Genomic DNA, 26,153 nt, shown 5'->3' with positions numbered 1-26,153 from the left:
CGCCATGAGCACCTTGCTGGAACTCCTCGCCCGGCCCCTGCTGCCGGGCGCGGGCAACCTGCCGTTGCTGGTCCAGGCCCCGGAGCCGGGGCTGGACCTGAACGAGGCGCTGGAGCCGATCCGCGAGCTGGTGGACCGCCACCTGCTCAGCGTCGGCGGCATCCTCTTCCGTGGGTTCGACGTGGGCGGCGCGGAAGCCTTCCGCCGCTTCGCCGCCGGCTTCGGCCACCCGCTGCTGAACTACGAGTTCGGCTCCACCCCGCGCACCAACGTCACCCAGGGCGTGTACACCTCCACCGAGTACCCGCCGCACCAGAAGATCCCGCTGCACAACGAACAGGCCTACACCCGCGAATGGCCGATGAAGATCTGGTTCTACAGCATGGTCGCCGCCGAGACCGGCGGCGAAACGCCCATCGCTGACAGCCGCGAGGTGTTCCGCCGCATCGACCCGCGCATCCACGAACGCTTCACCCGCCATGGGCTGATGTACGTGCGCAACTTCGGCAACGGCCTCGACGTGCCCTGGGAGCAGGTGTTCAACAGCGACGACCCGGCGGTGGTGGAAGCCTACTGCCAGCGCCACCGTATCGCCTGCGAATGGAAGGAGGACGGCGAACTGCGCACCCGCCAGGTGTGCCAGGCCGTCGCCCGCCACCCGCGCACCGGGGAGGACGTCTGGTTCAACCAGGCGCACCTGTTCCACGTCTCCAACCTCCCCCCGGAAGTGCGCGAGAGCCTGCTGGAGATCGTCGAGGAAGAAGACCTGCCGCGTAACGTTTACTACGGCGACGGCTCGCCCATCGAGGACGCCATCCTCGACGAAGTGCGTGGCGTGCTCGACGACTGCACCATCGCCTTCCCCTGGCAGGAAGGCGACGTGATGATGCTCGACAACATGCTCGCCGCCCACGCCCGCAGCCGCTTCACCGGCGCACGCAAGGTCATCGTTGCCATGGCCGAGGGGCATGGAGCCGAGTGAGTGCAACGCGGGCCTGGGTAGCGCCAACTGATGCTCATTCCAGAGCAGTGCTTGGCTCGGTTGGTGGGGCAGGGATATCGCCCCTTCAGGAGGCCGAGCGGAGTCGTCGTGTAAGGGGGCGAGCGACATGGATGTCGCGAGAGCGCTGTTGGGTCATGGATGACCCGTCAGCGCGTCCCCCTGGAACGACGACGTAGGGAGGGGACCCGACGTAGTAGGGCCGGATGCAGGGGCAAGTTTTTTGGTTCCTTTTCACCGGGCTGGCGATCCAGCGATTGGAAAAGGGACTCGCCTGGGAAGGCGAAACGGAAGACATCCGCAAAACTCGCTAATCACCTAGGCAAAAGCTGCCAAAGGCAAGCCCGTTTTATGCGTGCAATGCATGGCGTTATGCGCATGCATTCAAGTCAAGCTTCATTGCTAAATGCAAAGCCAAATCGTTCGTTCATCTGGTATCGCGGAGCCCAGGGCTCCCTCCACCCGATCGGACGACCCATGACCACCCTCGATCAATCCCGCCTCCTGGCCCGTCGGTTCATCGACCTGCCCCCCAAAAAGCGCCACCTGTTCCTCGAAGCCCTCAAGGGCGAGCAGATGGACTTCGCCAGCTTCCCCATCCCCGATTGCAGCGGCAGCCCCAGCCGCGACCTGCTCTCCTACGCCCAGCAGCGCATGTGGTTCCTCTGGCAGCTGGAGCCGGCCAGCGCTGCCTACAACCTGCCCGGTGCCGTGCGCCTGCTGGGCCCGCTGGAGCGCAGCGCGCTGGACCGCGCCTTCGCCGACCTGGTGGCACGCCACGAGTGCCTGCGCACCACCTTCCACGAGGCCGACGGCCAGGCCTTCCAGCGGGTCGGCGACGGTGCCGACGCCCAGGTGCGCCACCTGGACCTGTCCGCCCTGGCGCCCGACGAGCGCCTGCAATGCACCCGCGAAGCGGTCGCCCGGGAGGCCGACCAGCCCTTCGACCTGGAGCAGGGCCCGCTGCTGCGGGTGGTGCTGCTGCGCCTCGCCGCCGACGAGCACGTGCTGCTGCTGACCATGCACCACATCATTGCCGACGGCTGGTCGATGAACATCCTCATCGAGGAGTTCATGCGCTGCCTGAACGCCCGCAGCGCCGATGCCGAACCGCAGCTCCCGGCACTGCCCGTGCAGTACCGCGACTACGCCCTGTGGCAACGCAGCTGGCTGGAAGCCGGCGAGCGCGAGCGCCAGCTCCACTACTGGCGCGGCCAGCTGGGCGAGGAGCACCTGCCCCTGGAGCTGCCCAGCGACCGCCCGCGCCCGGCACAGCCCAGCCATGCCGGTGCGCGCATCGAGTTCGCCCTCGAACCGACGCTGCACGCCGGCCTCAAGGCCCTGGCCCAGCGCCAGGGCGTGACCCTGTTCGTGGTGCTGCTGGCGGCCTTCAAGACCCTGCTGTACCGCTACAGCGGCCAGGGCGACATCCGAGTCGGCGGGCTGATCGCCAACCGCAACCGGGGCGAGGTCGAGGGCCTGATCGGCTTCTTCGTCAACACCCAGGTGCTGCGCAGCCAGCTGGATGGGCGCCTGCCGTTCGTGCAGCTGCTGCAGGACCTGCGCCTCACCGCACTGGGTGCCCAGGCGCACCAGGAGCTGCCCTTCGACGCGCTGGCGGAGGCCCTGCAGCCCAATCGCAGCCAGAGCCAGAACCCGTTGTTCCAGGTCATGTACAACCATCAGCCGCTGGTCACCGACATCCAGGGCATGCGCCTGGGCTGTGGCCTGCAACTGGCGCACCTGGACGCCGAGCAGAGCGTCGCCGGCGCCCGCCACCATGCCGCCGCCAGCGACCTGATGCTGGAGACCCGGGAGGAGGGCGAGCGCCTGCTGGCCGCCTTCACCTATGCCACCGACCTGTTCGACGGCACCACCGTCGAGCGCATGGCCGGTCACTGGCGCAACCTGCTGCACAGCGTGGTCGCCGACACCAGTCGCCGTCTTGGCGAACTGCAGCTGCTGGCCGGCGAAGAAGCCCGCCAATTGCAGGCCTGGGCCCTGCGCGGCGACGCTCCCCAGGCACCGGAGCCGGCTCACCTGCGCTTCCAGGCCCAGGCCGCGCGCACCCCCGAGGCCATCGCCCTGGTGCTGGCCGGCGAAGGCGCCGGCGCCCAGCTGACCTACGCCGAGCTGGAGCGCCGCAGCAACCGCCTGGCCCACCGCCTGATGCAACTGGGCGTCGGCCCCGAGGTGCTGGTGGGCGTCGCCCTGGAGCGCTCCCTGGACATGGGCGTGGCCCTGCTGGCGGTGCTCAAGGCCGGTGGCGCCTACGTGCCCCTCGACCCCCAGGCGCCCGGCGAGCGCATCGCCCAGGTGTTCGACGACAGCGGCGTGCGCCTGCTGCTGACCCAGGCCGCACTGCACGACACGCTGCCCCTCGGCGACGGCATCCACAGCCTGTGCCTGGACCAGGCCGGCAACGGGCTCGAAGACCAGCCGGAGCACGCGCCGAACGTGGCAGTAGCGCCCGGCAACCTGGCCTACGTGATCTACACCTCCGGCTCCACCGGCCGGCCCAAGGGCGTGGCCATCAGCCACGGCGCCCTGGCCGAGTTCTGCGTGCTGGCCGCCGACTACTCGCGCCTGCAGCCAGGCGACCGCGTGCTGCAGTTCGCCACCTGCAGCTTCGACGGCTTCGTCGAGCAGTTCTACCCGCCGCTGTGTGTCGGCGCCCGCGTGGTGCTGCGCGACGGCCGCCTGTGGGACAGCGCGGCCTTCCAGCAGGCCCTGGTGGCGCACGGCATCACCCTGGCCGACCTGCCTGCCGCCTACTGGCACATGCTGGTGCAGGACTACGCCCGAGGTGCCCCGCAGGCCTTCGGCGCGCTGCGCCAGATCCACGTCGGCGGCGAAGCCATGGCCGTGGACGGCCTCGACCTCTGGCGCCGTGCCGGGCTGGCCGGCGTGCGCCTGCTCAACACCTATGGCCCCACCGAGGCCACGGTGGTTTCCAGCGTCCATGACTGCAGCGAGCTGGCCTCGGCCGATGTCTCCTGGCGCGGCATCCCCATCGGCCAGGGCCTGGCCGGGCGCCGCCTGTTCATCCTCGACGGCGAGCTGCAGCCGGTGCCGGCGGGCGCCATCGGCGAGCTGTACATCGGCGGCCCGGGCCTGGCACGGGGCTACCACGGCCAGCCGGGGCTCACCGCCCAGCGCTTCCTGCCCGACCCGCAGGTGCCCGGCGAGCGCCTCTACCGCACCGGCGACCGCGCGCGTTTCAACGCCAGCGGCGCCATCGAGTACATCGGCCGCGTCGACCACCAGGTGAAGGTGCGTGGCTTCCGCATCGAGCTGGGCGAGATCGAGATGCGCCTGCAGCAATGCCCCGGCGTACGCGAGGCCGCCGTGCTGGCCCTGGACATGGCCGGCGGGCGGCAGCTGGTCGGCTACCTGGCCACCGAGCCCGACGGCAGCGGCCCCGACGCGCAACGCCAGCGCATCCGCGAGGCCCTGCGCGCAACCCTGCCGGACTACATGGTGCCCGCGCACCTGGTGCTGCTGGAGCGCCTGCCGCTGACCCCTAGCGGCAAGCTCGACCGCAAGGCCCTGCCCGAGCCCGACCCGAGCCAGCTGCAGGCCGCCTACCGCGCGCCGGCCAGCGAGCTGGAACGGCGCCTGGCCGGCATCTGGATGGAGGTGCTGCAGGTGCCCCGTGTCGGCCTCGACGACAGCTTCTTCGACCTGGGCGGGCACTCGCTGCTGGCGGTCCAGGTCATCGCCCGGATCAAGTCCGAGCTGGGCATCGCGCTGCCCATGAGCAGCCTGTTCGAACGCCCGCACCTGGCGGCCCTGTCCGAAGAGCTGGAGGCCCTGGGCGGCACCGCCGACGAGGACTGGGCCGACATGGAAGCGTTCATGAATTCACTGGAGGAGGTTTGAGCATGTCCCGCACCACCACGTTGCGCATCGCCGAGAAATTCATCGGCCTGCCGCTCGAACAACGCCGCCAGTTCCTCGACAAGCTGCGCCAGGACGGCAAGGACTTCGGCCTGCTGCCGATCCCCGTGAGCCGCCACGGCCAGGACGCCATCCCGGTGTCCTACGCTCAGCAGCGCCTGCTGTTCCTCTGGCAGCTGGACCCCGGCAGCGCCGCCTACAACATGGCCGCCGGCCTGCGCCTGAAGGGCGAGCTGGACGAAGCCCGCCTGCAGCGCGCCTTCGATGCCCTGATCGAGCGCCACGAAGCGTTGCGCACCGTGTTCCAGGTGGACGGCGAGCAGCCGTTGCAACGGGTGCTGCCCGCCGCGCCCCTGGCCCTGCGCCAGGTCGATCTCTCCAGCAGCAACGACCCCGAGACCGAACTGGCCCGCCAGGTGGACGAGGAGGTGGGCCGGCCCTTCGACCTGCTGCACGGCCCGCTGCTGCGCGCCAGCCTGTTCCGCCTCGGCGAGGACACGTGCGTGCTGGTGGTGTGCATGCACCACATCGTCTCCGACGGCTGGTCCATGGACGTGATGGTCCGCGAGTTCGTCCAGGCCTACCAGGCCGGTGCCGAGAGCCTGCCGCCGCTGCCCCTGCAGTACGCCGACTACGCCCTGTGGCAGCGCCGCTGGCTGGAGGCGGGCGAGGGCGAACGCCAGCTGCAGCACTGGCGCGAGCAGCTGGGTGAGGAGCACCCGCTGCTGGAGGTGGCCCCCGACTTCCCCCGCCCGCCGGTGCAGAGCCTCAAGGGCGAGACGCTGCGGTTCGATTTCGGCACGGCGCTCTCCAGCCGTTTGCGCGAAACCGCCCGCGTCGAGGGCGTAACCCTGTTCATGCTGGCCCTGGCCGGCTACGCGCTGTTCCTCTCGCGGCATTCCGGCCAGCGCGACATCCGCATCGGCGTGCCCAACGCCAACCGCGGGCGCGAGGAGGTGGAAGGGCTGATCGGCTTCTTCGTCAACACCCAGGTGCTGCGCTGCGTCATCGACGAGCGCCAGTCGCTGCGTGAACTGCTGGCCCAGGTGCGCGAGGCCACCTTCGCCGCCCAGGCCAACCAGGAGCTGCCCTTCGAGCAACTGGTGGACGTGCTCGCGCCCGAGCGCAGCCTCGGCCACAACCCGCTGTTCCAGGCCAAGTTCAACCAGAACGTCGGCGTGCAGAAGCAGACCGCGCTGCAACTACCGGGCCTCGCCGTCAGCGAGTATCCGCTGCGCAAGGAGGGCACCCACTTCGACCTGGCCCTGGACATCACCGATGACGGCGAGCGCATTCATGGCGAGATGACCTACGCCAGCGACCTCTACCAGCGCGCCAGCATCGAGGGCTTCATCGCCTCGCTGCGGGTGCTGTTCGAAACCCTGCTGGAGCGCCCCGACGCACCGTTGCACAGCCTGGCCGAACCCCCTGCGCCGCAGCCCGCCCCCGAGCGGCCGCAACCGGCCCTGGTGCTGCAGCGCTGGGACGAGCAGGTGCGCCGCCAACCCGAGGCCCTGGCCGCCGTCTGCGCCGACAGCCAACTGACCCATGCCGAGCTGGATGCCCGGGCCAACCGCCTGGCCCAGCACCTGCGCAGCCTCGGCGTCACCCCTGGCGTGCCGGTGGCGGTGCTGATGGAGCGCTCGCTGGACTGGCTGGTGAGCCTGCTCGGCATCCTCAAGGCCGGCGGCCTGTACATGCCGCTGGACGTCAAGGCACCCACCGAACGCCTGCAGGGCATGCTCCAGCGCAGCGGCGCCCGGGTGCTGCTGTGTGATGCGGGCGAGACGCGCCAGGCGGCACTGGCCGACAGCGGCTGCCAGGTGCAGCCGTACCAGCCCGAACACTGGGCTGTGCTGCCCGCCGAGGCGCCTGTGCTTGCGGCGTTGCCCGAGGCTCCGGCCTACGTGATCCACACCTCCGGCTCCACCGGCCAGCCCAAGGGCGTGGTGGTCAGCCACGGCGCGCTGGCCAGCTATGTCGACGGCCTGCTGCAGCGCCTGGACCTGCCGGCGGACGCCAGCCTGGCGCTGGTCTCCACCATCGCCGCCGACCTCGGCCACACCGTGCTGTTCGGCGCCCTGTGTTCCGGGCGGACGCTGCACGTGCTGCCGGAGTCCCTGGGCTTCGACCCGGATGCCTTCGCCGCCTACATGGCCGAGCAGCGCATCGGTGTGCTGAAGATCGTCCCCAGCCACCTCGGTGGCCTGCTACAGGCGGCCAATGCGGCCGATGCGCTGCCCGAGCACGCGCTGATCGTCGGCGGCGAGGCCTGTTCCCCGGCGCTGTACCGCAAGGTGCGCGAACTCAAGCCCGGCTGCCGCTTCATCAACCACTACGGCCCCAGCGAGACCACCGTGGGCGTGCTCACCCACGAGGTGCGGGGTGAGCTGGCCGAAGGCGCCGGCATCCCCCTGGGCGAGGCCTTGCCGGGCGCCCGGGTGCAGGTGCTGGACGATGTGCTCAACCCGCTGCCGGCGCGCGTCGTCGGCGAGCTGTACATCGGGGGTGACAGCCTGGCCCAGGGCTACCTTGGCCAGGCCGCGCTCACCGCCGAACGCTTCGTGCCCGACCCCTTCGGCGCGCCGGGTGCGCGCCTGTACCGCAGCGGCGACCGCGTGCGCCAGGACGCTGAGGGCCTGCTGCACTTCCTCGGCCGCGCTGATGACCAGGTGAAGATCCGTGGCTACCGGGTCGAGCCGGGCGAGGTCGCCCGCGTGCTGCGTAGCCTGCCCGGCGTGCACGACGCCGTGGTGCTGGCCGTGCCCCAGGGCGACGACCTGGCTCAGCTGCAACTGATCGGCTGGTGCGTGCCCGAGGACGCCAACCTGAGCGCCCAGGCCCTGCGCGAACAGCTGCAGGCACGGCTGCCGGACTACCTGGTGCCGGCCCACCTGCTGCTGCTGGAGCGCCTGCCGCTGACCGCCAACGGCAAGCTGGACCGCCGCGCGCTGCCCCAGCCCGAGGTGCAGCAGAAGCGCCACGTGGCGCCGAGCACGCCGGTGGAGGAACAACTGGTGGCCATCTGGCAGGCGGTGCTCAAGCGCGAGGCCATCGGCGTCGAGGACAACTTCTTCGAGCTGGGCGGCGACTCCATCCTCAGCCTGCAGATCATTGCCCGGGCCAAGCGCCAGGGCATCAAGCTGACCCCACGTCAGCTGTTCGAGAAACAGACCATCGTCCAGCTGGCCCAGGTCGCCAAGGTGGACAGCCGCCCGGCAGCGCCCCGTGCGCCGGCCCAGGTCAGCGGCGAGATGCCCCTGTTGCCGGTGCAGGCCCGTTTCTTCGAACGGGTGCAGGCCGAGCCCCATCACTACAACCAGGCGGTCATGCTGCAGCCGCGCCAGCCGCTGACTGCCCCCGTCGTCGAACAGGCGCTGGCGGTGATGGTGGCCCAGCACGACGCCCTGCGCCTGGTCTTCCGCCAGCAGGCGGACGGCTGGCGTGCGGAACACCAGGCCACCTTGCCGGCCGGCCTGCTGTGGCAGCGCCAGGCGAGTGACGCGGCGCAGTTGCAGGCGATGGCCGACGAGGCGCAACGCAGCCTCGACCTGGCCGACGGACCGCTGCTGCGCGCGGTGCTGTTCGACCTCGCCGACGGCAGCCAGCGCCTGCTGCTGGTGATCCACCACCTGGTGGTGGACGGCGTGTCCTGGCGCATCCTGCTGGAGGACCTGGAGCAGGCCTGCACGGCGCTGCTCGCCGGCCGCACCCCGGCACCGGCGGAGAAAGGCACCGCCTTCAAAGCCTGGGCCGAGCGCCTGGGCCAATGGGCCCGCGAGCCGGCCCGTGACGCCGAGCTGGCCTATTGGCAGGCGAGCCTCAGCGGCCAGGCGGATGACCTGCCGGGCGCACGCCGCGACGCCGGGCTGCAGGTGCGCCACGCCCGCACCCTGCATTGCCGCCTGGACGCCGAGACCACCCGCCAACTGCTGCAGCAGGCGCCCGCCGCGTATCGCACCCAGGTCAACGACCTGCTGCTCACCGCACTGGCGCGCGTGCTGTGCCGCTGGAGCGGGCAGGGCAGCGCGCTGGTGCAACTGGAGGGCCACGGCCGCGAAGACCTGTTCGAGGGCGTCGACCTGAGCCGCACCGTCGGCTGGTTCACCAGCCTGTTCCCGGTGGCGCTGACCCCGGCCGAGGGCCTGGCCGGCTCGATCAAGGCGATCAAGGAACAACTGCGCGGGGTGCCCGACCGGGGCATCGGCCATGGCGTGCTGCGCCACCTGGGCACACCCGCGCAACGGGCCGCCCTAGTGGCGTTGCCCCAGGCGCGGGTGACTTTCAACTACCTCGGCCAGTTCGACCAGGGCTTCGGCGACGAGCGCCTGTTCGCGCCTGCCGCCGAAAGCTTCGGCGCCACCCAGTCGGCCGAGGCGCCGCTGGGCAACTGGGTGAGCGTCAACGGCCAGGTGCTGGGCGGTGAACTGGAGCTGGGCTGGACCTTCAGCCAGGAGATGTTCGACGAGACCGCCATCGCCGCACTGGCCGCCGACTACGCCCGCGAACTGGCGGCGCTGGTCGGGCACTGCCTGGACGCCCGGGCCGGCGGCGCCACCCCGGCCGACTTCCCCCTGGCGGGCCTGACCCAGGCGCAACTGGACGCGCTGCCGGTGGACCCGCGCGAGGTGGAGGATATCTACCCGCTGTCGCCCATGCAGGAAGGCCTGCTGATGCACACGCTGCTGGAGCCGGGCTCCGGCATCTACATGATGCAGTACTGCTACAGCGTCGAAACCGAGATCGACCCCGAGCGCTTCGCCCGCGCCTGGCAGGCCGTCGGTCAGCGCCACGACGCGCTGCGCACCACCTTCTCCTGGACCGTGGGCGAGCGCCTGCTGCAGATCGTCCGCCGCACCGCGCAGCCGGACGTGCAACTGCACGACTGGCGCGACGTACCGGCCGCCGAGCACGAGGCCAAGCTGCGCGAGATGCTCGCCGAGGAACGCCGCCAGGGCTTCGACCTGCAGGGCGCGGTGCCTTTCCGCCTGCGCCTGATCCAGCTCGGCGAGCGCCGCTTCGGCTTCGTCCTGAGCAACCACCACATCCTCATCGACGCCTGGTGCCGCTCGCTGCTGGTGGACGAATTCTTCGAGCTCTACGCCGCCCTCGGCGAAGGCCGTGAGGCGCGCCTGGCGCCGGCCTCGCGCTACGCCGACTTCATCCGCTGGCTGAAGCGCCAGGACCTGCCGGCCTCCGCGCAGCTGTGGCGCGAGCAGCTGGCCGGCTTCGAGCAGCCCACCAGCCTGCCTTTCGACCGCCAGCCGCTGAAGGATGCCGGGCATTCGAGCATCGGCGACCTGCACACTCACCTGGAGGCAAGCGAAGGCCGACAGCTGCGCGAACGCGCCCAGCGCCACCAGCTCACCGTCAACACCCTGGTCCAGGCCGCCTGGGCGCTGGTGCTGCACCGCTACAGCGGCTCCCGTGACCTGGTCTTCGGCGTGACCGTGGCCGGCCGCCCGGTGGACGTGCCAGACATGCAGCGCACCGTCGGCCTGTTCATCAACAGCATCCCCCTGCGTGTGCACCTGCCCGAGGCGGGCAGCGCCACGACGGTGAGCGGCTGGCTGCAGCAGCTGTTCGCCCTCAACCTGCGCCTGCGCGAGCACGAGCACCTGCCGCTGGTGGACATCCAGGCCTGCAGCGAGATCGGCAAGGGCCAGTCGCTGTTCGACAGCCTCTTCGTGTTCGAGAACGCGCCCATCGAGGACGGCGTGCTGACCCAGGTGGAGAACCTCAACATCAGCTCGGACTCCGGGCGCACCCACACCAACTACCCGATGACCGTGGTCATCTACCCCGGTGATGCCCTGGGCTTGCACCTGTCCTACGACCGCCGCTGGTTCGACGAAGCCACCGTCAGCCAGCTGCTGGGCGACTTCAAGCGCCTGCTGCTGGCCCTGGGCGAGCAGCTGGAGGCGCGTTTCGACGCCTTGCCGCTGCTCGGCACGGACGAGCGCGAGCAGCTGCTGCACACCTTCAACCGGTCGGACCGCGACTACCCGCTGGACGGCGGCTACCCGCGCCTGTTCGAGGCCCAGGCGGCGCAGCACCCGCAACGCATCGCCGCCAGCTGCCAGGGCGAGCGCTGGAGCTACGCGCAGCTGGACGCACTGGGCAACCGCATGGCCCAGGCCCTGCTGGAGGCCGGCGTGCAGCCCGACCAGAGCGTGGCGCTGCTGGCCGAGCGCGGCCTGCCGCTGCTGGGGATGATCCTCGGCACCCTCAAGGCCGCCGCCGGCTACCTGCCGCTGGACCCGCACCTGCCGGCCCAGCGCCTGCGCCACATCCTCACCCTCAGTCGTGCGCCGGTGCTGGTGTGCACCGAGGCGTGCCTGCCGGCCCTGGCGCCGCTGCTGGCCGAGGTGGACGAGGCGGCGCGCCCGCGCCTGCTGGTGTGGGAGCACGTGCAGGACGGCCGTGCCGCTGCCGCACCGTGCCTGCCCATCGGGCCGCGCCACCTGGCCTACGTGATCTACACCTCCGGCTCCACCGGTGCGCCCAAGGGCGTGATGGTCGAGCAGGCGGGGATGCTCAACAACCAGCTGAGCAAGCTGCCGTACCTGGGCCTCGGCATGGACGACGTGATCGCCCAGACCGCTTCCCAGAGCTTCGACATCTCCGTGTGGCAGTTCGTCACCGCCGGCCTCTGCGGCGCGCGGGTGGAGATCGTCCCGGACGAGATCGCCCACGACCCCGAGGCGCTGCTGAACCACGTCAACCAGGCCGGCATCACCGTGCTGGAGAGCGTGCCCTCGCTGATCCAGGGCATGCTCGAAGCCGCGCCCGTCGCGCTGCCGGGCCTGCGCTGGATGCTCACCACCGGCGAGGCGATGCCGCCGGAGCTGGCGCGCCGCTGGCTGCAGCGCTACCCCCGGATCCCGCTGGTCAACGCCTACGGCCCGGCCGAGTGCTCGGACGACGTGTCGCTGACCCGCGTGGTCGAGGCGGACACCGGCAGCACCTACCTGCCCATCGGCCTGCCCACCGACAACAACCAGCTGCACGTGCTGGACGGCCAGCTGGAGCTGGTGTGCCCGCGCGCCGTGGGTGAGCTGTGCATCAGCGGCACCGGCGTCGGCCGGGGCTACGTCGGCGACCCGGTGCGCACCGCCCTGAGCTTCGTGCCCGACCCCTTCGCCCGGGTGCCCGGGCAGCGCCTGTACCGCTCCGGCGACCTGGTGCGGCGGCGCCTGGACGGCGTGCTGGAGTACGTCGGCCGGGTGGACCACCAGGTGAAGATCCGCGGCTTCCGCATCGAGCTGGGCGAGATCGAGGCGCGCATTCGCGAGCAGGAGGGCGTGCGCGACATCGCCGTGCTCGCCCAGGACCTGGCCGTGGGCCGGCACCTGGTGGCCTACCTGGTGGCCGATGCCGCCAGCTGGGGCGTGCGTGGCGACAGCGAGGACGACCAGCGGGCCATCCGCGAGGCGCTCAAGGTCGCACTGCGGCGCCAGTTGCCGGACTACATGGTGCCGGCGCACTGGGTGCTGCTGGAGAGCATGCCGCTGAACGCCAACGGCAAGCTCGACCGCAAGGCCCTGGCGCAACTCGACACCCGCCAGCTGCTGGCGGACTACGAGGCGCCGCGCAGCGAGCTGGAGCAGCGCCTGGCCGGCATCTGGGCCGAGCTGCTGCAGGTGGAGCGGGTCGGCCTGAAGGACAACTTCTTCGAGCTGGGCGGGCACTCGCTGCTGCTGGTGCGGGTGGCCTCGCGCCTGAAGAACGAACTGGGCATCGACCTACCGATGCAGGATTTCTACACCGCCACCTCCATCGAGGAACTGGCGGCGCTGATCGAGAAAACGAGGGAGCAGGGCGGTATGGAAAACGATTTCGACGCGATCTTCGAGGCACTGGACGAGCTGGAGGCCTGCGATGCTTAAGCAGGAATCGTCCCAGACCCAGGTCCTGGTCGAGCGCATCAAGGGGCTGGACCACCCGCGTCGCCAGGCCCTGTTCAGCAAGCTGGCGGAGAAGGGCGTCAACCTCGCCCGGCTGCCCATCGTGCCGCTCAGCGAACGCGAGGGGCTGCCGCTGTCCTACGCCCAGCAGCGCCAGTGGTTTCTCTGGCAGCTGGAGCCGGACAGCGCCGCCTACAACATGCCCACGGCGCTGCGCCTGAAGGGCGAGCTGGATCTCGACGCGTTGCAGCGGAGCTTCGACGCACTGGTGGCCCGGCACGAACCGCTGCGCACCACCTTCGTGCTGGAGGATGGGCAGCCGCGCCAGCGCATCCACCCCCAGGGGCGGGTCGTCGTCGAGCAGGAGCACCTGCCGGGCGCCGACGAGGCGCTGCTGGCCGGGGCCATCGGCCGGGAGGCGCAGCGCCCCTTCGACCTGGAACGCGGCCCGCTGCTGCGCGTACGCCTGCTGGAGCTGGGTGAGGACGACCGGGTGCTGGTGCTGACCCAGCACCACATCGTCTCCGATGGCTGGTCCATGCAGCTGATGGTGGAAGAGCTGATCACCCTCTACCAGGGCTTCCGCCTCGGGCACGACGCCAAGCTGCCGCCGTTGGCCATCCAGTACGCCGACTACGCGGCCTGGCAGCGCCAGTGGATGGAGGCCGGCGAACGCGAGCGCCAGCTGGCCTACTGGACCACTCAACTGGGTGGCGAGCAGCCGCTGCTGGAGCTGCCGGCCGCCCGCCCGCGTCCCGCGCTGCGCAGTGCCCAGGGCGCGCGCCTGAGCCTGGAGCTGGGCGGTGCGCTGTTCGCCCGCCTCAAGCAGCTGGCGCAGCGTGAGGGCTGCTCGCCGTTCATGCTGCTGCTGGCCTCCTTTCAGCTCCTGCTGCAGCGTTATTGCGGGCAGGGCGACATCCGCGTCGGCGTGCCGTCTGCCAACCGCAACCGCGCCGAGACCGAGCGCCTGCTGGGCTTCTTCGTCAACACCCAGGTGCTGCGCGCCCAGGTGGAGAACGACGCCGCCTTCGTCGACCTGCTGCAACAGACCCGCCAGGCCGCCCTGGCTGCCCAGGCCCACCAGGACCTGCCGTTCGAGCAACTGGTGGACGCCCTGCAACCGGAGCGCAGCCTCAGCCACAGCCCGCTGTTCCAGGTGATGTTCAACTACCAGGTGAGCGCCGGTGAGGTGGGCGGCCTGGCGGCCGTGCTGCCGGGCCTGCGGGTGGAGCCGGTGCACTGGGCCATGCCCACCACCCAGTTCGACCTGAGCCTGGACTGCACCGAGCACCCCCGTGGCCTCAGTGCCTCGCTGATCTACGCCACCGACCTGTTCGACGCCGAGCGCATCCAGCGCATGGCGGTGCACTGGCAGAACCTGCTGGCCGCCATCGCCGAGCAGCCGCGCAGCCGCCTCGGCGACCTGCCGATGCTCACCGCCAGTGAGCGTGAGCGCGCGATCCAGGGTTGGAACCAGACGGCCCGCGACTACCCCGGCAGCGTGTATGTGCACCAGCTGTTCGAGCAGCGTGCGCTAAGCCAGCCGACTGCCCCGGCGCTGACCTTCGCCGCGCGCACCTTGAGCTACGCCGAACTGAACGCCGAGGCCAACCGCCTGGCCCATCACCTGCACAGCCTGGGCGTGGGCCCGGACGTGCTGGTGGGCATCGCCGCCGAGCGTTCGGTGGAGATGGTGGTGGGGCTCATGGCCATCCTCAAGGCCGGCGGCGCCTACGTGCCGCTGGACCCGGAATACCCCCAGGACCGCCTGGCCTACATGTTCGAGGACAGCGGCATTGCCTTGCTGCTGACCCAGTCGCACCTGCGCGACGGCCTGCCGATTCCCGCCGGGCTGCCGGTGCTGGAGCTGGACCGATCCGCTGCCTGGGCCTCCACCAGTGACGCCAATCCCGGCGTACTGCTGCACCCGGAAAACCTCGCCTACGTCATCTACACCTCCGGCTCCACCGGCAAGCCCAAGGGTGCCGGCAACCGCCATATCGCCCTGCACAACCGCCTGGCGTGGATGCAGGAGGCCTACCAGCTCAGTGCCGAAGACAGCGTGCTGCAGAAGACGCCGTTCAGTTTCGACGTCTCGGTGTGGGAGTTCTTCTGGCCGCTGATGGAAGGTGCGCGCCTGGTCATGGCACTGCCTGGCGACCACCGTGACCCGGCGCGCCTGGTGCAACTGATCACCGAGGAAGGCATCAGCACGCTGCACTTCGTGCCCTCGATGCTGCAGGCCTTCGTCGGGGATGAAAGCGCCGCCCGCTGCACCTCGCTGCGCCGCATCGTCTGCTCCGGCGAGGCGCTGCCGGTGGAGCTGCAGCGCCAGGTGATGGCACTGCTGCCCCAGGCCGGCCTGTACAACCTCTACGGCCCCACCGAAGCGGCTATCGACGTCACCCACTGGACCTGCATCGAAGAGGGCAAAGATGCCGTGCCCATCGGCCAGCCCATCGCCAACCTGCAGACCTACGTCCTCGACTCTGAACTGAACCCGGTGAGCCCCGGCGTCACTGGCGAGCTGTACCTGGGCGGCATCGGCCTGGCGCGCGGCTACCACCGCCGCCCGGCGCTGACCGCCGAGCGCTTCGTCACCAGCCCCTTCGGTAACGGCGAGCGGCTGTACCGCACCGGCGACCTGGCGCGCCAGCGCGAGGACGGGGTGATCGAATACGCCGGGCGCATCGACCACCAGGTGAAGATCCGCGGCCTGCGCATCGAACTGGGCGAGATCGAAGCGCGCCTGCAGGAGCAGGACGCCGTGCGCGAAGCCGTGGTGGTGGCTGCCGACGGTCCCAGCGGCAGGCAACTGGTGGCCTACTTGGTGCCGGAGCCGGAGTCCCTGGCCCGTGCCGAGGCGGAAATCCAGGGTGGCTACCTGCAGGGCGTCAAGGCACGCCTGCTGGAGGTGCTGCCGGACTACATGGTGCCGGCGCAGTGGGTGCTTTTGGAGCGCATGCCGCTGTCGCCCAACGGCAAGCTGGACCGCAAGGCCCTGCCCAAGCCGGACCCGGCCCAGGCCCGCAGCGAATACCAGGCGCCGCGCAACGAACTGGAGCAGCGCCTGGCGCTGATCTGGCAGGACGTGCTGCGCCTGGAGCAGGTGGGCGTGGACGACAACTTCTTCGAGCTGGGCGGGGACTCCATCATCTCCATCCAGATCGTCAGCCGCGCGCGCCAGGCGGGCATCCGCATCGCCCCGCGCGACCTGTTCCAGCACCAGAGCATCCGCCGCCTGGCCACCGTGGCCCAGCTCAGCGAGGCGCTGCAGGTGGACCAGGGACCGGTGACCGGCGAGGCGCCGCTGCTGCCGATCCAGCAGGCGTTCTTTGACACCGAGATCCCCAACCGCCACCACTGGAACCAGTCCCTGCTGCTGGCCCCGAGCGAGCCGCTGGACGCCGTGCTGCTGACTGGCGCCCTGGCCCAGCTGCTGCAGCACCACGATGCCCTGCGCCTGCGCTATCGCCAGGTCGAAGGGGCCTGGGTGCAGGCCCATGCCGAGGCGGCCGCCGCCGATGAGCTGCTCTGGTGCGGCCAGCTGGACAGCCTCGATGCACTGCCGGCCTTCTGCAGCGAGGTGCAGCGCAGCTTCGACCTGGCTGCCGGCCCCATGCTGCGCCTGGCCCTGATCGAACTGCCCGGTGGCGGGCAGCGCCTGCTGCTGGCGATCCATCACCTGGTGGTGGACGGCGTCTCCTGGCGCATCCTGCTGGAAGACCTGCAGACCGCGTACCGCCAGCTGCAGGCCGGCGAAACGCCGCGACTGCCGGCCAAGACCACGTCCTTCAAGGCCTGGGGCGAGCGCCTTGGTGCCCACGCCCGTTCCGAGGCGATGACCGCCCAGCTCGGCTACTGGCAGCAGTTGCTGCAGGACGCGCCGGCGGACCTGCCGCGCGACAACCCGGCGGGCGCCCTGGACAACCGCCATGCCCGCAGCGTCGCCACCCGCTTGGACGCCACCCGCACCCGGCAACTGCTGCAGGACGCACCGGCCGCGTACCGCACCCAGGTCAACGACCTGCTGCTGACCGCCCTGGCCCAGGCCGTCTGCGCCTGGACGGGCGAGGCCTCGGCGCTGGTGCAGCTGGAAGGCCACGGCCGCGAGGACCTGTTCGAGGACATCGACCTGTCGCGCACCGTCGGCTGGTTCACCAGCCTGTTCCCGGTGCGCCTGGAACCGGCTGCCGACATCGGCACCGCCATCAAGCGCATCAAGGAGCAACTGCGCAGCACCCCGGACAAGGGCCTGGGCCACGGCCTGCTGCGCCACCTGGGCAGCGACGAGGCCCGTGCGCTACTCGCCGGCCTGCCGCAGCCACGCATCACCTTCAACTACCTGGGCCAGTTCGACGGCGACTTCGCCGAGGGCGCGCTCTGGGTACCGGCCGAGGAGGGCCGTGGCGCCGGGCAGGACCCGCAGGCGCCCCTGGGCAACTGGCTCAGCGTCGATGGCCAGGTGTTCGGCGGCGAGCTGAGCCTGAACTGGACCTTCAGCGGCGACGTGTTCGCCGAGGCCACCATCACCCGCCTGGCAGAGGCCTACCAGCAGGCGCTGGAGGCGCTGATCGAACACTGCTGCGACACACGCAACGCCGGCCTGACCCCCAGCGACGTACCCCTGGCCGGGCTCGACCAGGCCCAGTTGGACGCGCTGGCGCTGCCGGCCCGCGAAGTCGCCACCCTCTACCCGCTGTCGCCCATGCAGCAGGGCATGCTGTTCCACAGCCTGTACGAGGCCAGCGGGCGCACCTACGTCAACCAGATGCGCCTGGACATCCGTGGCCTCGATGTGGCGCGGTTCGCCAGTGCCTGGCAGCAGGCGGTCGACCGCCACGAGCTGCTGCGCGCCGGCTTCATCTGGGACGCGGGGCTGGACGCGCCGCGCCAGGTGATCCACCGCCAGGCGGCCCTGGAGATAGTCGTCGAAGAGGGGATCGACACCGCCGATCTGGATGCCCGCGCTGCCCACGAGCTGGACCGTGGCTTCGACCTGGCGCGGCCGCCGCTGCTCAGGCTTTGCCTGCTGCGCACCGGCGACGACAGCCACCACCTGATCTACACCAGCCACCACATCCTCATGGACGGCTGGAGCAACTCGCGCCTGCTGGGCGAAGTGCTGCAGGCCTATGCCGGGCAGGACGTCGCCGCACCGGAAGGGCGCTACCAGGACTACCTCGCCTGGCTGCAGCGCCAGGACAGGGCCGCCAGCGAACGCTTCTGGTTGGAGCAGCTGGCGCCGCTGGAGGAACCGACCCGCCTGGCCCTGGCCTGTGGCCGCGTGGCCAGCCCCGAGCCCGGCCAGGCGCTGCACAGCGCACGCCTGGATGCCGGGCAGACCCGCTGCCTGCAGGCCTTCGCCCGCCAGCAGCAGGTCACCCTCAACACCCTGGTGCAATCGGCCTGGCTGCTCCTGCTGCAGCGCTACAGCGGCCAGCGCAGCGTGGCCTTCGGTGCCACGGTGTCCGGGCGCCCGGTGGAGCTGCCGGGCATCGAGCAGCAGCTTGGGCTGTTCATCAACACCCTGCCGGTGATCGGTGCGCCCGCACCGCAGCAGCGCGTGGCGCAATGGCTGGAGCAGGTGCAGGCGCTCAATCTCGAGTTGCGCGAGCACGAATACACGCCCTTGAACGACATCCAGCGCTGGGCGGGACAGGGTGGTGAAAGCCTGTTCGACAGCCTGTTGGTGTTCGAGAATTACCCGGTTTCCGCGGTCTTGCAGCAGGGCGCTTCGCAGGACCTGCGCTTCGGCGAGTTGGCCAATCACGAGCTGACCAACTATCCGTTGACCCTGAGTGTCAGCCTGGAAGACGGCCTTGTGCTGGAGTTCGGCTACGACAGGGCGCATTTCAGCGAGCCTGTCGTGCGGCGCCTGGCGGACCATCTGGCGAACCTCATCGGGCTCATGGCCGAGCAGCCGTATGCCACGCTGGGCAGCCTGGACTTCTTGGAGGCAGACGAGCGGAGCAGGCTGGTCGAGCAGTGGAGCAGTGCGGCCATCGACTACCCGAGCGAGCGCTTCGTGCACGAACTGTTCGAGGCCCAGGCGCAAGCCAACCCGGACGCTCCGGCGCTGTTGTTCGAGGATTGCCAACTGTCCTACGGCGCACTCAATCTGCGTGCCAACCGCCTGGCCAGACATTTGAAGGCGCAGGGCATCGGCCCGGATATACGGGTCGGGATCGCCGTGGAGCGTGGGCTTGATCTGGTGGTCGGCCTGCTGGCGGTGCTCAAGGCCGGCGGCGCTTACGTGCCGCTGGACCCGAGTTACCCGGCCGACCGATTGCTGTGCATGATTGAGGACAGCGGCGCGGCGCTGGTCCTGACCCAGCAATCCCTGCTGGAGCGCTTGCCGATTCCCGCTGCGCTGCCGCGCCTGTGCCTGGACCGGGACGTCGCCTGGAGAGCGCTGGATGGCCAAGACCTACAGGTACCGTTGCACCCGCACAACCTGGCCTACATCATGTTCACCTCGGGTTCGACCGGGCGGCCCAAGGGCGTTGGCATCAGCCACCAGTCTTTGGCCCGGCATGCCTGGGTGGCGCTGGACTTCTTCGACCTCGAAGAATCCGACCGTGTCCTGCAGTTCTCCACCTTCAACTTCGACGGCTTCGTCGAGCAGCTCTACCCGGCGCTGATCTGCGGCGCCTCGGTGGTGCTGCGCGGCAACGAGATCTGGAGCAGCGAGACCTTTTATCAGGAGCTGATCGAAAAGCGCATCAGCGTCGTCGATCTGACCACTGCCTACTGGTACATGCTTGCCCGCGACTTCGCCCAGGCCGGCCCGCGCAGCTACGGGGCGCTCAGACAGGTCCACAGCGGTGGTGAGGCCATGCCGCCGGAGGGTTTGGCGGCATGGCGCCAGGCTGGGCTGGGAGACATCCGGCTGCTTAATACTTATGGACCTACCGAGGCCACCGTCACTGCGACCACACTGGACTGCGCGCCCTATGTGCGAGAAGAGCGGCCCCTGCCGCTGACCATGCCCATCGGTCGGGTGCTTCCGGGACGCAGCATCTACCTGCTGGACGAAATAGGCATGCCCGTGCCGGTCGGCCTGGTCGGCGAGCTGGTGATAGGTGGTGAACTGCTGGCGCGCGGCTATTTCAATCGCCCCGGCCTGACTGCCGAACGCTTCATTCCTGATCCCTTCTCCGCGCAGCCCGGTGCACGCCTCTACCGCACGGGCGATCTGGCGCGCTACAGCGCAGAGGGCGAGATCGAGTACGTCGGCCGGGTTGACCATCAGGTAAAAATACGTGGGTTCCGCATCGAGCTGGGCGAGATCGAGGCGCGCCTGCAAGAACAGGAGCCGGTACGCGAAGCCTTGGTGGTGGCCGTCGACGGTCCCAGCGGCAAGCAACTGGTGGCTTATCTGGTGCCGGAGCCGGCATCCCTAGCCTGTGCCGAGGCGGAGGTCCAGGGCAGTTACTGGCAGGGCGTCAAGGCGCAGTTGCTGGGCTCGTTGCCGGACTACATGGTGCCGGCGCAATGGGTACTGCTGGAACGCATGCCGCTGTCGCCCAATGGCAAGCTGGATCGCAAGGCCCTGCCTACGGCGGACATGGTGCAGTCGAGTCGCGAATACGTGGCGCCGACAAGCGAACTGGAACAGCGTCTGTCGACCATCTGGCAGGAAGTACTGAGAGTCGAGCGAGTCGGGATCACCGACAACTTCTTCGAGCTTGGTGGAGATTCCATCGTATCCATCCAGATTGCCAGCCGCTCGCGCCAGGCCGGCCTGGAGGTATCGCCGCGGCTGGTGTTCGAGAACCAGACCGTCGCCCAACTGGCCGCCGCCCTGGCTGGACTCGCGCCGGCAATCGAGCAGGCACAGCCCGTCACCCGCGTGGAAGTCAGCGCGGAGCGCCGTGCGGCATTGCCGGTCGCGGAGAGCGAGATCGAGGACGTCTACCCGTTGTCGCCGATGCAGCAGGGCATGCTGTTCCACACCCTGGAGGACAGCGGCGAGGCGCTTTACATCAACCAGATCAGTCTGTCCGTGACCGGGCTGGATCTCGACCGCTTCGCCGACGCCTGGGCGTTCGTCACCGCCCGCCACGACGTGCTGCGCACCAGCTTCCACTGGCAGGCCGGCGATCCCCTGCAGGTGGTGCATCGCCATGCGCAGATGCCGATCCAGGTGCTCGACTGGCGCGACCGCAGCGTATCCGATGAGGCCCTGAAAGCGCTGGCACGCGAGGAAGCCCAACGCGGCTTCGACCTCGCTGCGGCGCCCTTGCAGCGCATGCTGTTGGTACGCATCGACGACGCCAGTTACCAGATGGTCTGGACCGGTCACCACATCCTCATGGACGGCTGGAGCAGCTCGACTCTGTTCGCCGAGGTGCTCGAACATTACGTGGGCAAGCCGCTGGAGGAGCGGGCGGGGCGCTATGGCGACTTCATCGCCTGGCTGCAGAACCAGGATGCGAACGCACTCGAAGGCTTCTGGCGCGAGCGTCTGGCCGAGTGCGAGCCTACTGTCCTGGCACAGGCCGTCCACCCGCGTCACGATGGCCAGGGCCGCGGCCACCATGCGCTGTATTCCAACTGGGACGCGCAATGGACCACACGCATGCAGCAGTTCTGCCGGCAACTGCGGATCACCCCGAACACCTTGATCCAGGGCGCCTGGCTGCTCTTGCTGCAACGCTATACCGGGCAACGCCGCGTGGCCTTTGGCGCCACCGTGGCGGGGCGGCCGGAGAGCCTGCCCCATGCCGACAGCATGCTGGGGCTGTTCATCAACACCCTGCCGGTGATCCAGGAGCTGGAGCCGACGCAGCGGCTGGACGACTGGCTGCGCCAGTTACAGGGCTACAACCTGGATATCCGCGCCTGGTCCCATGCGCCGCTGGCGGATGTGCAGCGCTGGTCCGGTCTCGGCGGCCAGGCGCTGTTCGACAGCATCATCGTGTTCGAGAACTACCCGATCGACCAGCGCCTGCGCGAGGCCGAGGCGGCCGGGCTGACCTTCGGCCAGTCCGACGACTTGGGGCTGACCAACTTCCCCATGGACCTGGCAGTGCACCTGGGCGACAGCCTGATGATCGAATACATGTACCTGCGCGCGAGCTTCTCCGAGGCTGCGGTGGAGCGCATCCGCCAGGTGATGGAGGACACCCTGGAGGCCATGCTGTGCCAACCCGAGGAGCGTCTGGGCAACCTGCAACGCCTGTCAGCTGCGCAACTGCAGGTGGCCATGGACTGGAGCCTGCCGGGCGAGGCGAGCCACTCGCCGACTTTGCTGCCGGGGCTGATCGCGCAGCAGGCCGCCCGCCGGCCCGAGGCGACCGCGCTGGTCTGTGGCGGGCAGCGCCTGAGCTACGGCGAATTGGAGCGCCGCGCCAACAGCCTGGCCCGTGAGCTCTTGGCCAGGGGCGCAGGGCCCGAGACCGTGGTGGGGGTGGCGCTGGACCGTTCTGTGGAGCTGGTGGTCGGCCTGCTCGCGGTAATGAAGGCCGGCGCCGCTTATGTGCCGCTCGACCTGGAGTACCCGGCGGAGCGCCTGGCCTACATGATCGAGGACTCCTCGATGGCCCTGCTGATCACCCGCAGCGACCTGCGTGCAGGTGTGCCCACCGCCGATGGCCTGAAGGTGGTGGAACTCGACGGACTGGCGCCGCTGGGCAACGGCGAGCCGCTGCCCAGCCGTCTCGACGCGGGCAACCTGGCCTACCTGATCTACACCTCGGGCTCCACCGGCCGGCCCAAGGGCGTGGCGGTGACCCACGGGCCGCTGAGCATGCATTGCCAGGCAATTGTCGGGCTCTACGAGATGGGCGATGACACCCGAGAGCTGCACTTCATGTCCTTCGCCTTCGACGGTGCCCACGAGCGCTGGCTGAGCACCTTGTCCAGCGGCGGCACCCTGGTGATCCGCGATGGCGGCCTGTGGACGCCGGAGCAGACCCTGCACGCCCTGCACGAACACGGCATCACCATCGCCTGCTTCCCGCCGGCCTACCTCAAGCAGATGGCCGAGTTCGTGGAGAGCAGCGGCATGCCGGCGCCGCCGGTGCGCATCTACTGCTTCGGCGGGGATGCGGTGCCGGAGCAGAGCTTCGAGCAGGTCAAGGCGGCGCTGCGTCCGCTGTACTTCACCAATGGCTACGGACCCACCGAGACGGTGGTGACGCCGATGCTGTGGAAGGTGCCGGTCAGCGGGCAGTGCCAGGCGGCCTACGCGCCCATCGGGCGTGCGGTAGGCCAGCGCTCGCTGCACGTGCTGGATGAGAACCTCAACCCGTTGCCTGTCGGTTTCGCCGGCGAGCTCTACATCGGCGGCGAAGGCGTGGCCCGGGGCTACCAGGGGCGCCCGGAACTCACCGCCGAGCGCTTCGTACCGGACCCCTTCGGCCAGCCGGGCGCGCGCCTGTATCGCACGGGTGACCTCGTGCGACTGCGCGAGGACGGCATTCTCGACTACGTCGGCCGTATCGACCACCAGGTGAAGGTCCGCGGTTTCCGTATCGAACTGGGCGAGGTCGAGGCCTGCCTGCGCCGCCAGGAGGGCGTCGAGGATGCCTTGGTGGTGGCGCGGGACGCGGCTTCCGGCAAGCAGTTGATCGGCTACGTGGTCTGCCCGCAGGTGGACGCGGGCGAGCGCCTGAAGGCCGCGCTGCGCCTTGAACTGCCCGACTACATGGTGCCGGCGCAGGTCATCGCCCTGGCGGCGTTCCCGGTCACGCCCAACGGCAAGCTGGATCGCAAGGCGCTGCCTGAGCCCAGCTTCCAGCAGGACGAGTACGTGGCCCCGCGCACCGAGCCCGAGCGGCTGTTGGCGGAAATCTGGGCGGACGTGCTGCAGGTGGAGCGGGTCGGCATCACCGACAACTTCTTCGAACTGGGTGGCGACTCGATCCTCTGCCTCCAGGTGATCTCCCGGGTTCGCGCGCGGCAGGATCTGCAACTGGACCTGAAGCTGCGCGACCTGATACGCCAGCCCAGCATCGCTGGTTTGCTGGAGGGGCTTGCGGAGTCGGTCGCCAAGGTCGAGGCGCGGCCTGACATCGAGAATGGCCAGGATTTCTGCCTGCTGCCTGTGCAGGCACGCTTCCTGGAGACGCAGCGGAGCAACCCCGCGCACTTCAACCAGGCGCTGCTGCTGCGCCCGCGGCAGGCCATGGACCTACAAGCGCTGGAGCGCGCAGTGCTGGCTGTGATTGCCCATCATGAAGCGCTGCGGCTGAGCTTCCGGCAACAGGACGGGGAATGGCGCCAGTCGGTGCTGGAGGTGCCACAGGCTGCGCTTTGGCAACGCCAGGTCGAGCATCCAGAGGCGGTCGTGGCCGTTGCGGAGGAGGCGCAGCTCAGCCTCGACCTACAGGCGGGGCCGCTGCTGCGGGTCGTGCACATCGGCTTGCCCGAAGGAGAGGAGCGGCTGCTGCTGGTGGTCCACCATCTGGCGATGGACCTGGTGTCATGGCGCATCCTCAGTGAGGACTTGCTGCAGGCCTATCGCATGCTGGTCGCGGGACAAGAGCCGCGCCTGCAGCCCGCTACGGACAGCTATCGCGCCTGGGCCGAGCACTGGCAGGCCCAGGCGGCCGAGCTGGCCGCCAGCCAGGGCGACTACTGGCTGGAAATGCTGGAAGGGGAGGACGGCGGGATTCCGTGCGACAACCCCAGAGGGCGCAACCTGGCCTGCCACCTGACTACCGTGGAGCGCTTCCTGTCGGAGTCGTCCAGCGAGCGCTTGCAGCGTCAGGTGGTTACGGCACTTGGCGCCTCACTCAACGAGCTGCTGCTGAGCGCACTGGCCAGGGCGTTGTGCAGCTGGGGCGGGCAGGTGTCGGTGCTGCTGGAGCTGGAGTACCACGGTCGAGGGAGCGAACGCAGCGATCTGGATGTCAGCCGTACTCTGGGCTGGTTTGCCACCCAGTACCCGCTGCGATTGGCGCCGGCCGGCCACACGCTGGAAGCGCTGCGCGCTGTCCAGGATCAACTGCGGGCGGTGCCGGACAACGGAATGGGCTACGGCGTGCTGCGCTACCTGGGCGAGGCCCCTCTGCGCCAGCGCCTGGCGGGCATGAGCCGTCCCAGGGTGAGCTTCAGCTACCTCGGCCAGTTCAATTCCGAGCAAACACTCGAACGGTTCGCCGTGGTGGCCGAGGGCACCGGGCGCGACCATGGCGCGGACGAGGTCCTGGCCAATGAGTTGGAGGTCATGGCCCAACTGCGCGATGGCCGCCTGTCGCTGCACTGCAACTTCAGCTGCCGCCGTTACCGGGTCGAGACCATTGAGTGCCTACTGGACGACTGCCTCGTGCAGTTGCAGGCCCTGATGGACCAGGCATCGGTGCACTGAGCAGGCGCAACTCGCCGGGGGCTGTGACGCCCTCGGCTAACTTCCTCATGCGAATAGGTTGAATATGTCGTTGAACCCCGAACTCGAAGCCTTTCTTGAGCTGGCCGAAGACGGTCGCAGCCTGAACGGCGCGCTGCACGAAATGACGGTCGAACAGGCCCGTTCGATCTTTGCGGAAACCTCCCGCCAGTTGCGCTGGGCGGCGCCGGAGGACGTCCAGGTGGATGAGCTGCGTTTTGCCACCCGGGATGGCGCACAACGGGACCTGCGGCTCTACCGAACCAGATCCGGCGGTACCGCTCCGGCGCCGGTACTGCTGTACCTACATGGTGGCGGCTACGTAGTCGGTAGCCTCGACAGCCACGACGGCGTATGCCGCGAGTTCTGCGCGCGGGTCGCCTGCGCCGTGCTGGCGGTGGATTATCGCTTGGCGCCCGAGGCGCGCTTTCCCACCGCCCTGGACGACGCGGTCGATGCGCTCGGCTGGCTGGCCAAGCACGGCCGTGAGCTGGGGCTCGATCCGCAGCGCGTGGTTTTCGCTGGCGACAGCGCGGGGGCCACGCTGGCCGCAGTGCTGGCAATACAGGTGGTCCGCCCGGCGCAGTCGCAGGCCATCGTCCCGATTGCCCAACTGCTCTGCTATCCCGTGGCTGACGCATCGCGTCGCAGCAGTTCCATGGAGTTGTTCAGCGAAGGCTACCTGCTGGAGAGTGACACGCTGGAATGGTTCTACGGGCTTTATGCAAGGAGTCCGGAGGATCGCTATGACTGGCGCTTCTCGCCATTGCTGACCCCGAGCCTTGAAGGCGTTGCGCCCGCCATCGTCGCCCTGGCCGGGCTCGATCCACTGCTGGACGAAGGCCGCGCCTTTGCTCAGCGGCTGCAGCACGAAGGTGTGGCGGTGACGCTGCGCGAATACCCCGGTCTAACCCACGACTTCATGCGCCTGCGCGGAGTCACCCCGATCATCGACACTGTGTACGCGGAGCTGGCAGGGCTGTTGCAGGAGGCATTCGAGCGCCGCTGA

The 26,153-nt window shown here is 69.5% G+C and carries 5 protein-coding genes; all 5 read left to right on the top strand.

What is annotated here, in order from left to right; genetic code table 11:
- Positions 1 to 4: 4 nt before the first annotated feature.
- The 5 genes from PotMrB4_RS15505 to PotMrB4_RS15485 all read left to right on the top strand — a co-directional run bounded on the left by PotMrB4_RS15505 (position 5) and on the right by PotMrB4_RS15485 (position 26,153).
- Positions 5 to 982, top strand: a complete 978-nt coding sequence (locus PotMrB4_RS15505) for a TauD/TfdA family dioxygenase (RefSeq protein WP_172433834.1) — start codon at positions 5 to 7, stop codon at positions 980 to 982.
- Positions 983 to 1,477: 495 nt separating this feature from the next.
- Entirely contained in the window at positions 1,478 to 4,882 is a 3,405-nt protein-coding gene (locus tag PotMrB4_RS15500; RefSeq protein ID WP_232060714.1) for a non-ribosomal peptide synthetase, read from the top strand.
- Between the two features lie 2 nt (positions 4,883 to 4,884).
- On the top strand, positions 4,885 to 12,789 hold the full coding sequence (locus PotMrB4_RS15495; RefSeq protein ID WP_172433833.1) for a non-ribosomal peptide synthetase: 7,905 nt from the start codon (positions 4,885 to 4,887) through the stop codon (positions 12,787 to 12,789).
- A complete protein-coding gene (locus tag PotMrB4_RS15490; protein ID WP_172433832.1) occupies positions 12,782 to 25,126 on the top strand; it encodes a non-ribosomal peptide synthase/polyketide synthase in 12,345 nt (4,114 codons plus the stop codon). The genes PotMrB4_RS15495 and PotMrB4_RS15490 overlap by 8 nt, the downstream gene beginning before the upstream one ends.
- Before the next feature lie 64 nt (positions 25,127 to 25,190).
- The gene (locus PotMrB4_RS15485) at positions 25,191 to 26,153 is read left to right on the top strand and encodes an alpha/beta hydrolase (RefSeq protein ID WP_172433831.1); all 963 of its coding nucleotides are present in this window, start codon (positions 25,191 to 25,193) and stop codon (positions 26,151 to 26,153) included.

Origin of the sequence: Metapseudomonas otitidis (genome assembly GCF_011397855.1) — a bacterium.
Lineage (GTDB): Bacteria > Pseudomonadota > Gammaproteobacteria > Pseudomonadales > Pseudomonadaceae > Metapseudomonas > Metapseudomonas otitidis.
This window is presented reverse-complemented; position numbering and strand designations above follow the sequence as displayed.